This is a genomic window from Buttiauxella sp. 3AFRM03 (assembly GCF_003675305.1).
In the GTDB taxonomy this organism is placed as follows: domain Bacteria; phylum Pseudomonadota; class Gammaproteobacteria; order Enterobacterales; family Enterobacteriaceae; genus Buttiauxella; species Buttiauxella ferragutiae.
In genome coordinates this window covers 2,837,199-2,850,381 of sequence record NZ_CP033076.1, presented here as the reverse complement: position 1 = coordinate 2,850,381, position 13,183 = coordinate 2,837,199, and the positions used below count along the sequence as shown (strand labels likewise).

10 protein-coding genes are annotated in these 13,183 nt (G+C 50.9%); 4 read left to right on the top strand and 6 right to left on the bottom strand.

The annotated features are described in order from the left end of the window. Positions 1 to 1,545 (top strand): threonine ammonia-lyase, biosynthetic, encoded by a 1,545-nt coding sequence (ilvA, locus tag D8682_RS14775; RefSeq protein ID WP_064541612.1) that lies wholly within the window; start codon positions 1 to 3, stop codon positions 1,543 to 1,545. Here the strand turns inward: ilvA and ilvY are convergent. Beyond that, positions 1,542 to 2,435: an HTH-type transcriptional activator IlvY gene (ilvY, locus tag D8682_RS14770; RefSeq protein ID WP_064541609.1), complete on the bottom strand. Its 894-nt coding sequence runs from the start codon at positions 2,433 to 2,435 to the stop codon at positions 1,542 to 1,544. The two genes, ilvA and ilvY, sit on opposite strands and share 4 nt — an antisense overlap. 166 nt (positions 2,436 to 2,601) lie before the next feature. Here ilvY and ilvC point away from each other — a divergent pair, with 166 nt between their 5' ends. Beyond that, entirely contained in the window at positions 2,602 to 4,077 is a 1,476-nt protein-coding gene (gene ilvC / locus D8682_RS14765) for a ketol-acid reductoisomerase (protein ID WP_064541606.1), read from the top strand. Between the two features lie 60 nt (positions 4,078 to 4,137). On the opposite strand, the gene D8682_RS14760 is transcribed toward ilvC, so the two are convergent. Genes D8682_RS14760 through D8682_RS14750 form a run of 3 tightly spaced genes read right to left on the bottom strand, consistent with a single transcriptional unit; the run spans position 4,138 to position 7,532 of the window. Next, positions 4,138 to 5,490: a HEAT repeat domain-containing protein gene (locus D8682_RS14760; protein WP_121814589.1), complete on the bottom strand. Its 1,353-nt coding sequence runs from the start codon at positions 5,488 to 5,490 to the stop codon at positions 4,138 to 4,140. A gap of 11 nt (positions 5,491 to 5,501) precedes the next feature. Further along, a complete protein-coding gene (locus D8682_RS14755; RefSeq protein WP_064541600.1) occupies positions 5,502 to 6,293 on the bottom strand; it encodes a nucleotidyltransferase domain-containing protein in 792 nt (263 codons plus the stop codon). A 3-nt stretch (positions 6,294 to 6,296) separates the two neighbouring features. After that, positions 6,297 to 7,532, bottom strand: coding sequence for an RtcB family protein (locus D8682_RS14750; protein WP_064541596.1), 1,236 nt, complete (start codon positions 7,530 to 7,532; stop codon positions 6,297 to 6,299). A gap of 188 nt (positions 7,533 to 7,720) precedes the next feature. Between D8682_RS14750 and rtcR the strand changes: the two genes are divergently transcribed. Further along, complete coding sequence (rtcR, locus tag D8682_RS14745) at positions 7,721 to 9,301, top strand: RNA repair transcriptional activator RtcR (protein WP_121814588.1); 1,581 nt, start codon at positions 7,721 to 7,723, stop codon at positions 9,299 to 9,301. 1 nt (position 9,302) lies between these two features. Here rtcR and ppiC read toward each other — a convergent pair whose 3' ends face one another. Beyond that, positions 9,303 to 9,584 carry a peptidylprolyl isomerase PpiC gene (gene ppiC, locus D8682_RS14740; protein ID WP_064541590.1) on the bottom strand — a complete coding sequence of 94 codons (282 nt, stop codon included), beginning with the start codon at positions 9,582 to 9,584 and terminating at the stop codon, positions 9,303 to 9,305. An 89-nt stretch (positions 9,585 to 9,673) separates the two neighbouring features. On the opposite strand from ppiC, the gene rep reads away from it, so the two are divergent. After that, positions 9,674 to 11,695, top strand: a complete 2,022-nt coding sequence (gene rep / locus D8682_RS14735) for a DNA helicase Rep (protein ID WP_064541587.1) — start codon at positions 9,674 to 9,676, stop codon at positions 11,693 to 11,695. Position 11,696: 1 nt separating this feature from the next. On the opposite strand, the gene gppA is transcribed toward rep, so the two are convergent. Continuing rightward, a complete protein-coding gene (gppA, locus tag D8682_RS14730; protein ID WP_121814587.1) occupies positions 11,697 to 13,181 on the bottom strand; it encodes a guanosine-5'-triphosphate,3'-diphosphate diphosphatase in 1,485 nt (494 codons plus the stop codon). Between the last annotated feature and the right edge of the window lie 2 nt (positions 13,182 to 13,183).

The window sequence follows — 13,183 nt, the reverse complement described above, 5'->3', positions numbered from 1 at the left end:
ATGGCCGAATCGCAACCGCTACCTGATGCCCCTTGCGGGGCGGAATATCTGCGAGCTGTATTGCGCGCTCCGGTTTACGAAGTCGCGCAAGTTACCCCATTGCAGAAGATGGAAAAACTGTCATCACGGCTGGATAACGTCATTCTGGTGAAACGTGAAGATCGGCAACCCGTGCACAGTTTCAAACTGCGCGGCGCATACGCAATGATTGCCGGGCTGAACAGTGAGCAAAAAGCCAGCGGCGTGATTACGGCTTCAGCTGGTAACCATGCTCAAGGTGTTGCGCTTTCCTCAACGCGTTTAGGCATCAAGTCTTTGATTGTCATGCCAGTCACTACGGCAGATATCAAAGTGGATGCCGTCAGGGCGTTTGGCGGTGAAGTGCTGCTGCATGGCGCAAACTTTGATGAAGCCAAAGCGCGTGCTATCGAGCTTTCGCAGCAACAAGGTTTCACTTACGTTCCTCCGTTTGACCACCCGGCAGTCATCGCCGGGCAGGGCACGCTGGCGCTCGAACTCCTGCAACAAGACGCCCATATCGACCGTATATTCGTACCGGTTGGCGGCGGTGGCCTGGCGGCTGGCGTGGCAGTGCTGATCAAACAGTTGATGCCACAAATCAAAGTCATCGCCGTGGAAGCGGAAGATTCAGCCTGCCTGAAAGCGGCTTTGGATGCGGGCAAGCCGGTTGATTTGGCGCGTGTCGGTTTGTTTGCTGAAGGTGTCGCGGTTAAGCGTATCGGCGATGAAACGTTCCGTCTTTGCCAGGAATACCTCGACGACATTATCACGGTGGATAGCGATGCTATCTGCGCTGCGATGAAAGACTTGTTCGAAGATGTTCGTGCAGTTGCTGAACCGTCTGGCGCTCTGGCTCTGGCGGGGATGAAAAAATACATCCAGCAACACCAGATTCGTGGTGAACGCCTCGCGCACGTATTATCAGGTGCGAACGTTAACTTCCACGGCCTGCGTTATGTTTCCGAGCGTTGCGAGCTGGGTGAACAACGTGAAGCGCTGTTGGCGGTCACCATTCCTGAAGAGAAAGGCAGCTTCCTGAAATTCTGCCAGGTACTGGGCGGGCGCTCAGTTACCGAGTTTAACTATCGCTATTCCAGTTCGGCGGAAGCCTGCATTTTCGTTGGCGTTCGTTTGACGCGTGGCCTCGAAGAGCGGCATGAAATCATCGAATTGCTTAACGAAGGTGGTTACGGCGTTGTCGATTTGTCTGATGACGAAATGGCGAAACTGCACGTGCGTTACATGGTGGGCGGGCGTCCGTCGAAACCCCTGCGAGAGCGTCTGTACAGTTTCGAATTCCCTGAGTCGCCAGGCGCTTTGCTGAAATTCCTGCAAACGCTCGGCACGCACTGGAATATTTCCCTGTTCCATTACCGCAGCCACGGCACGGATTATGGCCGCGTGCTGGCGGCGTTCGAACTGGGCGACAATGAGCCAGATTTCGAAACCCGTCTCAATGAACTGGGCTACGACTGCCACGATGAAACCAGTAACCCAGCGTTCCGTTTCTTCCTTGCAGGTTAATGGCTTCCGGGCAGTAATTTCCAGAACGCATGCACAAGCGGCTCATTGAGCCGCTTTTTTTGTACGCAAACGCCCAGCTCAAACGGTGTGGTCTCATCGTTTCGTTCCAGCACCTGCACGCGGTTTCGTACCGGTTCCGGGCTGTTTTCCAGCACGATTTCAGGAATCAGCGCCACGCCACAACCCAGCGCCACCATTGAAACCATTGCCTCATGCCCTGCCACCGTCGCGTAAATAAACGGGTTGCTGATTTTCTGACGGCGGAACCACAACTCAATACGGCGGCGTACCGGGCCTTGATCCGGTAAAATAAATGGCACTTTTGCCCAGTCGGGATCCGGTTGATTTACCTGCGCTCGAACCGGGCACGGCAGCGCGGGCGCAATAAGCGCCACAGATAAATTATCCAGAATCGAAAAGGCAACGCCTGGCGGCAATGTCTCCGGTTTACCCGCAATAGCGATATCGGCTTCGTTAGAATCCACTTTTTCTACTGCATCGGCTGCATCGCCGGTGGTCAGTTTGATCTCCACGTTGGGATGCTCAGCACGGAATCTGTCGAGAATTGGCGGTAAATGACTGTAGGCGGCGGTGACGGAGCAAAAAAGATGTAACTCGCCGGTGAGCGACGGCCCTTCCTGCCCGATGGTGTGGCGCATTTGCTGATACTGCAACAGCGTGTGCTGGGCGAACTGTTTCAGTTGCTCTCCGGCCTCGGTCAGCGTAACGGTGCGGTTATCGCGTAAAAACAAGGGTTGACCTAAATCCTCTTCGAGGCGCTGGATCTGGCGCGAAAGCGTCGACGGGCTGACGTGCATCGCGCGTGCGCTCCTGCCGAAATGGCGACTTTCAGCAAGGTGGATAAATATTTTCAGGTCGCGTAAATCCATGGTCATCAGCCCTTGTTTCTACGTTGCATAAATTGCAACGTCACGTTGTTAATATATCAATTTAAGCAACGCATTTCCTGTCATATAGTGAGTTCATTATCGCAAGCAAGACACGGCTGGCGAACCTTATAAAAGCACAACACAACGACTACGGAGTACCACCACGATGGCTAATTATTTCAACACTTTGAACCTGCGTCAGCAGTTGGCGCAACTGGGTAAATGTCGTTTCATGGCGCGTGCAGAATTCGCTGATGAAGCAAGCTACCTCAAAGGCAAAAAAGTCGTCATCGTCGGTTGTGGCGCACAAGGCTTGAACCAGGGTCTGAACATGCGCGACTCTGGTCTGGATGTTGCTTATGCTCTGCGTGCTGAAGCTATCGCTGAAAAACGCGCTTCATGGCGTAAAGCGACCGAAAACGGATTTAAAGTTGGCACTTACGAAGAACTGATCCCACAAGCGGATCTGGTTGTTAACCTGACGCCAGACAAGCAGCACTCTGCGGTTGTTAAGGCTGTTCAGCCAATGATGAAAGACGGTGCAGCATTGGGCTACTCCCACGGTTTCAACGTGGTTGAAGTTGGCGAGCAAATCCGTAAGGACATCACCGTGGTGATGGTTGCGCCAAAATGCCCGGGTACTGAAGTTCGTGAAGAATACAAACGTGGTTTCGGCGTACCGACTCTGATTGCGGTTCACCCGGAAAACGATCCAAAAGGCGAAGGCATGGCCATCGCTAAAGCCTGGGCTGCTGCAACGGGCGGTCATCGTGCAGGTGTTCTGGAATCTTCCTTCGTCGCCGAAGTGAAATCTGACCTGATGGGTGAGCAAACTATTCTGTGCGGCATGCTGCAGGCCGGTTCCCTGCTGTGCTTCGATAAGCTGGTGGAAGAAGGCACTGACCCGGCATACGCAGAAAAACTGATTCAGTTCGGCTGGGAAACCATCACCGAAGCGCTGAAACAAGGCGGCATCACGCTGATGATGGACCGCTTGTCTAACCCGGCGAAAGTCCGTGCTTATGCGCTGTCTGAACAACTGAAAACCATCATGGCTCCATTGTTCCAGAAACACATGGACGACATCATTTCCGGCGAGTTCTCATCCGGCATGATGGCTGACTGGGCAAATGACGATAAGAACCTGCTGACCTGGCGTGAAGAGACCGGCAAAACTGCGTTTGAAACCGCTGCACAGTTTGACGGTAAAATTTCCGAGCAGGAATACTTCGACAAAGGCGTTCTGATGATCGCGATGGTGAAAGCGGGCGTTGAGCTGGCATTCGAAACCATGGTTGATGCGGGCATCATCGAAGAGTCTGCTTACTACGAATCACTGCACGAACTGCCGCTGATTGCGAACACCATCGCTCGTAAGCGCCTGTACGAAATGAACGTGGTTATCTCTGATACCGCTGAGTACGGCAACTACCTGTTCTCTTACGCTGCGGTTCCATTGCTGAAAGAATTCATGACAACTCTGCAAGCGGGTGATTTGGGCAAAGAAATCCCGGCGGGTGCGGTTGATAACGCGCAACTGCGTGACGTTAACGAAGCGATTCGTAACCACGAAATCGAAACCGTTGGCAAGAAACTGCGCGGCTATATGAAAGATATGAAGCGTATTGCTGTAGCGGGTTAAGTTGGCTGGTTAATATTCTCTCTAAAAAAAATCCCTGGTGAAAACACCGGGGATTTTTCTTTACTGGCTACCGATGAACTGCATTATACAACCCCTGTCTTTATGGGTAATTGCGGGGTGTTTTTCAATTAAAAGCAGTAATTCCCTCTTTTGCGATTCGGAGGGTTGTGCGGTGAATCTATTAAGCTGCAAAGTCCAACGGGCGACGGCTTCTGGCGTGAATTCGTTCGCTTTAATGTTGGTGTGAGAGAGCAGCAAAATCAGTTGATTCCATTCGTTAAAGCGGCGGGCTAGTGCAAAACAAAGTTCTGCGTGTTTCACCGTTGGCGCAGCCTCAAGGCTTTGCTGAATATCTGCCATGGTTAGGTAGAGCTTTAATTTAACAAATGTTTTAACCACCATTCTCGCGATTGTATACGATGGGTAAGTGAATGCTTTTAAAAGATATTCACGGGCGTCTTCCTGCAAGTTTCGCACTATCACCAGCAGCGCAGCCTTATACATTGCCACTGAGCTGCAATCCAGACTGTTTAACGCCAGCTCAATGACGTGCTCATATTTCTGCTCATCAAGGCCCAGCAATGCCGTGCCTCTTTCTTCGGCTTTGCGGGAATTGTCGTGAAATGCGGCGATATAACATTTGATCGGCGATACATCGCCAGCAGTCAGGAGCCTGGCCGCCCGTTTTCTTACTAGCTCGTTGCGATCCAGCAACAACGGTAAGAGTAACGATGGCGAAACAGGCAGTTTTTCCTCAACAATATAATGCAGCACCGCTTGTTTAATCGGTGCGTAGCTGTCTTTAAGCAGCCTGGCTATTCGTTCTGTTGTCACCATCGCGGGGCGCATCAACAATGCGTTGGTTGCCACTAACCTCACTACCGCGTCGTTGCTTTGTTTTGCGCGCTGAAAAAGCACATCTTCAGAGAAGATCTGATGCTCAAGCAGTACTCGCAGGGCTGCTCTGGCAACATTTTTATCTTGAGAAACCAATATATCTAATAGCACACCCCGGTTTTCAGAGAGTGCCAGGAAGTGAATAATTTGATTCACCAGCGACTGATGATCGTCACGCTTGCCGTCGAGCAGACGAAATAAATTGGGTAAGCAATTCGCCAGTGATTGTGCGTTTTCTGGTTTTATAAACCGCAAAATGCTCGTGCGGGCGGCCCTTCTGACCTGCATTGCCCAGTCATTTACCCTTTCAATCAGAGCTGGTAATGCCGGGACTGTCCCCATCAAACCCAGGCATAAAACGGCGCGTTCCCGAACGTGGCCGTTGTGATGTCGGGTTAATTGCTCAAGACGTTTTGCCAGGTCTGGCTCGGGCTTCTGCGAGTACCAAAAATCCCAGTTATTTGGCTCAGCCATAAATGCATCAAGCTGGCGCAGTAAGAATAATTCCGTTGCCATTAATTTAATCCTCAAACCATCACTGTTTTAAACAACAAGGCATCCAATGCCGCTGTGCCCTGCATCCGGCTTTCGGGAAGCAGCATTCGATCTTTATCAGTATTCAGCTCTTGCAGGATGAACTCGTGGATTCGTGGCCTGCGTGGGCCATATTTCGCTTCGCCTGCATTCTGTTTTACCTCCAGCAACTGGTGGATTTCCTCAAGAAGCAGGGGGTCAGTTACCGTTCCTTCCATTAATTGGTCGAAACGCACGGGTGGAAATCCTTTTCCTGCTTCCAGCCACTGCACTGCCAGTAAAGGCCGCAGCACATAGAAGTATTTTTTGAGGCGAACTTCATCTTCTTGTAGATAGCCGCGAAAGTTTTTGCGAGCCATCGAGAAGTAATGCCATCTTGCTCGCTGTGCCGAAAACCAATCTGGAACCTGTGCTCGTAGCGCATCCATACATTCATTGTCTTGTTCATAGACCAGCGGGGAGTGAAGCCACTCTTGTAACGTAGGGTTGGCGCTTTTTAACAGCCCCAGCGCTTTACGCCATTCCCAGCCGCAAACATCCAGCTCGCTGTCTATAGGCAGCTCAATCACATCACGCTGTGGCTCAACCCGCAAATACCACTCAGGTGGATGAACATAGAGAAATCGCACGTCATAATCGCTGTCTGGCGAAGCAAAGCCCCAGCCACGGCTGCCGGATTCGCAGGCATACAGCACGCGCACGTCGTGGCGTTTTTCGATATCCCGCAGCGCCTGTTGCACACGGCTACGCATAACCGCATCAACACTATTCAGTCCCGTTTTCATCTCTTATCCTTTTACACACACGACCTGGCGCAAAGTGTGAACAATTTCTACCAGCGAAGACTGCGCCGCCATTACTGCGTCAATATCTTTGTAAGCCATCGGTATTTCGTCGATAACGTCGCTGTCTTTACGGCATTCCACATGGGCCGTGGCGCGGATTTGATCCGCTACGCTAAAGCGCTTTTTTGCCTCTTTGCGGCTCATAGTACGCCCCGCGCCGTGGCTGCATGAGCAGAAGCTTTCTTCATTACCCAGGCCGCGCACGATAAAGCTTTTTGCCCCCATCGAACCGGGAATAATCCCCATCTGTCCTTTTTGCGCAGAGACTGCACCTTTACGTGTCACCAGTACCGATTCACCAAAATGAGTTTCCTGCTGCACATAGTTGTGGTGGCAGTTAACCGCTTCCTGCTGAGTGGTGAAGGGTTTTGTCACAATGCGCGAAAGCGCTGCCAACGTGTGTGCCATCATCACTTCACGGTTATGGCGGGCAAAATCCTGCGCCCAACTGACTGCCTCCATGTAATCCTCAAAATGCTGGCTCCCTTCTTCAAAGTAGGCGAGGTTACGATCCGGCAAATTGGCGATGTGCTGCTGCATATCTTGCTGTGCGAGCGAGATAAACAACGAACCGATGGCGTTGCCTACTCCGCGCGATCCGCTATGCAGCATTACCCAGACCTGCTGTGTTTCATCAAGGCACACCTCAATAAAATGGTTACCTGTTCCCAGTGTTCCGAGGTGCTGATAGTTATTGGTTTTCGCCAACTGCGGGTACTTATCCGTCAGGTGCTTGAAGCGTGGTGCCAGTTCGGCCCAGTGCTTGTCTACTTCTTGCGGAGGGGTTTCCCATGCTCCACGATCCCTTTTCGAACGGGTTGAAGTACGCCCATGTGGTACCGCCTGTTCGATGGCGCTACGCAAACCGGCAAGGTTATCCGGCAGGTCGCTTGCCAGCAGTGACGTCCGCACGGCAATCATTCCACAGCCAATATCAACGCCAACGGCCGCCGGGATAATTGCACCACGGGTGGGAATAACGCTGCCGATAGTCGAACCCTTACCCAGATGTACATCCGGCATTACGGCCATGTGTTTAAAAATAAAAGGCATTTTTGCTGTATTCAGCAATTGCTCTTGTGCTCTGGGTTCCACAGGTACGCCCTGAGTCCACATTTTTATCGGCGCACCGTTGGTTTGATTCAAAAGTTGGTAATCGTTCAATATTTTGCTTTCCATAGTCTTGTCCCTTTTTGATTGTTGTCCCTGTAGATATAGCGAAAGCTGTGCCAATAACGAAAATAGCCATAAATATACTTTTAGTTATATGAAATTTAAGGATAAAAAATAATTACTTCGCTTGTGGTTAAATATCGCTTTGTAAGATATTTTATTTTTAAGGATATTGGTTTATATGAAGGGATAAAATGAAACGCAATGTTGTTATTGGCGTATTGGGGACCACGCTGGATAAACGAGGCAAGCGAGAAAATCGGTGGACGAAATGGCGCCCCACAATAGGGCTGTGCCAGCAGGATTGGCTAACGGTCGATCGTCTGGAATTATTGCACCAGCCTAAAGATAAAGGTATGGCTTTACAGGCTGCGGAGGACATTGGCAAAGTTTCACCCGCGACTCAGGTCGTGTTAAACGAAGTGGAGCTGAGTGACCCCTGGGATTTTGAAGTGGTCTACAATGCGTTGCTCGATTTTGCCAGCCGTTATCCTTTCGATACTGAATCAGAAGAGTATTTGGTACATATCACTACCGGTACGCATGTGGTGCAGATTTGCTGGTTCTTGCTGACAGAAGCACGCTATCTCCCGGCAAGACTGCTGCAAACGGCACCGGGGGAAAAAACCGATCGTGCGAACAGCCCCGAAGGAACGGCATCTGTCATTGATTTGGATCTCAGCCGCTATGCCACGCTGACCAGCCGTTTCTTGCGTGAACAGCAGCAGTCGGTCTCTTTCCTGAAATCCGGTATTGAAACCCGTAATAAAACGTTCAACACACTTATCGCTCAAATTGAACGAGTGGCGCTGCGCTCTGATGCACCAATGCTGCTGACTGGCCCGACGGGTGCCGGTAAATCATTTCTGGCGCAGCGAATCTACGCGTTGCGCGAATCCCGGCATCTGGTTAAGGGCAGTTTTGTTGCGGTGAACTGTGCCACGCTGCGCGGCGATAATGCGATGTCTACTTTATTCGGCCATGTGAAAGGGGCTTTTACCGGTGCGTTGCAAGCACGAACCGGGTTGCTTAGGGAAGCTAATGAGGGTGTGCTGTTCCTTGATGAGATTGCTGAACTAGGGCTGGATGAGCAGGCAATGTTGCTAAAAGCCATTGAAGAGAAAAAGTTCTTTCCCTTTGGCTCTGATAAAGAAGTCAGTAGTGATTTCCAGCTTATTGCTGGTACTCACCGCAACATGCAAGAGTGGATCGCGCAGGGCCGGTTTCGTGAGGATTTATACGCTCGTATCAACATGTGGACTTTTCGATTACCAGGACTTGCGGAACGCTGTGAGGATATCGCACCTAATATTGAATACGAATTACAGCGCTTTGCCCGTAATCAAAAAAGCCAGGTTCGCTTCGACAAAGGCGCAAAGGAAGAATATCTGGCTTTCGCGTGTTCTTCGCAAGCCACCTGGCGCGGTAACTTCCGTGAGTTGAGCGCCTCAATAGCGCGTATGGCAACGCTTGCAGAACAAGGGCGCGTGACAAAGGCGCTGGTTGATGAAGAGGTTGTCAGGCTGAAAACTAACGGGCAGGAACGAGGTTCAAGTACGGTATTTAGCGCCGTGCCCGAGCATATCGATCTCTTTGACAGACGTCAGTTGGAAACTGTTATTGAAGTGTGTCGCAACTCGCCTTCACTTTCAGAAGCGGGGCGACGGCTTTTTGCGGTGTCACGTGAACAAAAGAAACAACCCAATGACGCAGACAGGTTACGTAAGTATCTGGTGCGCTTTGGGTTGAGTTGGGATGACGTCAAAAATAGCTGAGTTAATTACGATACAGCACTTTGATGATGTGGTAACCAAACTGCGTGTGCAGCGGGCCGTATGGTTCGAGCAGCGGGCAGGAAAACACCACTTTATCGAACGCAGGAACCATCTGGCCCTGACGGAATTCACCTAAGTGACCGCCTTTTTTGCCTGATGGGCAGGTGGAATGCTTTTTAGCCAGTTTTTCGAAGTCGCCGCCATTCTGAAGCTGCGCCAGAATTTCCTGGGCCAGTTTTTCTTCCTTAACAAGGATATGCAATGCTGCTGCGGTTTTTGCCATGATAGTGCCTTGAGTCGCATGGATTAGGCTCGCTATACTACCACGCTCTTTTTCCCCTTCGTACCTTCCTGACTTCACTGAGTGACCTTATGCGTTTAAACCCTGGCCAACAACAAGCCGTCGAATTTGTCACCGGACCCTGCCTGGTCCTGGCGGGCGCAGGCTCGGGCAAAACACGTGTGATTACCAATAAAATGGCGCATTTGATTCGCGAATGCGGCTATCAGGCACGTCACATCGCAGCGGTCACGTTTACTAACAAAGCGGCCCGCGAGATGAAAGAGCGTGTGGCGCAAACGTTAGGGCGCAAAGAAGCACGTGGTTTGCTGATCTCCACTTTCCATACCTTAGGTCTTGAGATTATTAAACGCGAGTACGCAGCGCTGGGGATGAAGGCTAACTTCTCACTATTTGATGACACCGATCAGACGGCGTTGCTCAAAGAGCTAACCGAAGGTTTGCTCGAGGACGATAAGACTTTATTGCAGCAGTTGATCTCGACGATCTCAAACTGGAAAAACGATCTGATGACGCCTTCGCAGGCGGCTGCGCAGGCCAAAGGGGAGCGCGACCGAATCTTTGCTCACTGCTATGGCTTGTACGATACACATCTGAAATCCTGCAATGTTCTGGATTTTGATGATCTGATTTTGCTTCCAACACTGCTTTTACAGAGCAATGAAGAAGTTCGTGAGCGTTGGCAAAACCGCATCCGCTATTTGCTGGTGGATGAGTATCAGGATACCAACACCAGCCAGTATGAACTGGTGAAGTTGCTGGTAGGGGCGCGAGCAAGATTTACCGTGGTGGGTGATGACGACCAGTCGATTTACTCCTGGCGCGGCGCAAGGCCGCAAAACCTCGTCTTGCTAAGTCAGGATTTCCCGGCACTTCAGGTGATTAAGCTTGAACAGAATTACCGTTCTTCCGGGCGTATTCTGAAAGCGGCAAACATTCTGATTGCCAATAATCCACATGTGTTTGAAAAACGTCTCTTCTCTGAACTGGGTTATGGCACCGAATTAAAAGTAGTGACGGCAAACAGTGAAGATCATGAGGCTGAACGCGTTACTGGCGAGCTTATTGCCCATCACTTCATAAATAAGACAAATTACAAAGATTACGCCATTCTCTATCGCGGAAATTTCCAGTCGCGCGTGTTTGAGAAGATGCTGATGCAGAACCGCATCCCGTATCGCATCTCAGGTGGCACCTCGTTCTTCTCGCGACCGGAAATCAAAGACCTTCTGGCTTATCTGCGTGTACTGACCAACCCCGATGACGACAGTGCATTCATGCGGATAGTGAATACACCGAAGCGTGAAATAGGCCCGGCGACTCTGCAAAAGCTGGGTGCCTGGGCGATGCAGCGCAATAAAGGATTGTTTAGCGCCAGCTTCGACATGGGGTTGAGCCAGACGCTGAGTGGGCGTGGTCTGGAGTCGTTACAGCGCTTCACTCAGTGGTTACGCGATGTGGCGACTTTGTCAGAACGCGACCCCATTGCTGCCGTGCGCGATTTGATTCACGGCATTGATTATGAAAGCTGGCTATATGAAACCTCACCCAGCCAGAAAGCCGCCGAAATGCGCATGAAAAACGTCAATACATTGTTTAGCTGGATGACGGAAATGCTTGAGGGGTCGGAAATCGATGATCCAATGACGTTAACTCAGGTGGTCACTCGCTTTACGCTGCGCGATATGATGGAGCGCGGGGAGAGCGATGAAGAAGCCGATCAGGTTCAGCTCATGACGCTTCATGCTTCAAAAGGTCTCGAATTCCCGTATGTCTTTTTAGTCGGGATGGAAGAAGGGCTGCTGCCGCATCAGAGTAGTATCGATGAAGATAACATTGAAGAAGAGCGCCGTCTGGCGTACGTGGGAATTACTCGTGCGCAAAAAGAACTGACTTTTACGCTCTGCAAAGAACGCCGCCAGTATGGTGAGCTGATTCGCCCCGAACCCAGCCGTTTCTTGCTGGAATTACCACAAGATGATTTGCTGTGGGAAACGGAACGTAAAGTGGTATCAGCTGAAGAACGGATGCACAAAGGCCAGAATAATGTAGCCAACATTCGTGAAATGCTGGCAAAAGCACGTAAAAGCTGAGTTATTTGATAGCCAGTGACCAGTGGACATAGCTTTGCCACAGGCTTTCTTGTTCGAGTAATTCAGCTCCGAGTGGGTGGCATTCCAGCCACTTTTCGGGAAGCTCAAGAATTAAAGTTTCGCCTTCCACCTTCAGCGTAATATCCGGCAGAATGTCATCGCGACGGCGACTGGCGAAAATAATAGCCAGGCGTAACAGGCGGCAAAGATATTCTGCAATACGCGGTGGTACGGCATTTTGCTGGTGGAGAGACGAGAGATCAACGGGGTTTGTCTGGTTCAACATCAGTGTCGCCAGCAGTTTTTTCTGGGCTGGTGTATAACCCGGAAGATCGAGATTTTTCACCAGATAGGCGGCGTGTTGAGGCGCTTGCTTAAAGTCGACGCTCAGGCCAATTTCATGCAGCAGGGCCGCGCTGTCGAGCATTTCTACACTCAGTGGCGTCAGATTCCACGAATCCGTTACCTGGTTGGCTAGTGCCTGTGCCAGTTGCTGCACGCGTTCTGCTTGCCCGGTATCAACCATAAAACGACGCTGAATATTGCGTATGGTACGGCTGCGGATTTCCTGGTTAACGGACAAATGAAGCATTCCGTACACCAGACCTTCACGCAGCGCACCGCCAGCCAGCGTCATACAATTGATCGATAACTCTTCGAATATCGCGATTAAAATGGCGAGACCGCTTGGAAATACCAGGGCTCTTTCTAGCGTAAGCCCTTCAATTTCCAGCTCTTCGAGTCGCCCACATTGAATGGCTCTCTGCTTTAACTGCTGAAGCTTTGCAAGCGTAATTCGTTCGTCCATTCCCTGCGCCATCATGATTTCTTGCAAGGCTTGTACGGTGCCTGAAGCGCCAACGCAGACTTTCCAGCCATGATGTTTTAACCGATCGCAAATCGGCCTGAGAACCTCTTTTGCAGCGGTTTCGGCAGCATCAAAGTTTTCTTTTGCCAGATTTCGATCGCTAAAAAAGCGTTCAAGCCAGGTCACGCAACCCATTGATAAGCTAAAGAGTGCGGTTGTTTGCGCCCCCGAGCCTGTCACCAGTTCCGTGCTGGCACCGCCGATATCAACCACTAAGCGCTGATCGGCACCGCCCGTCGTATGGGCAACACCCTGATAAATCAGGCGTGCTTCTTCTTCGCCGTGGATGATTTGCACCGGACAACCGAGGATTTTTTCAGCCTGCTGGATGAATTCATTGGCGTTGGTAGCCAGGCGTAGTGTCGCGGTGGCGACAACTCGAATTTGTGACTGAGGGATATCTTGTAGACGTTCAGCAAATAAGCGCAGGCATTGCCACCCGCGCTCCATCGCTTCGCGTGAAAGCGTATTGTCGCTGCTTAAACCAGCAGCAAGGCGTACTTTCCGTTTAATCCTGGCAAGGGTTTGTATGCTCCCTGCCACCTCACGTACAACCAACATATGAAAGCTATTTGAGCCTAAATCAATTGCTGCATACAGCGAGGTGGAGCTGAGCATAA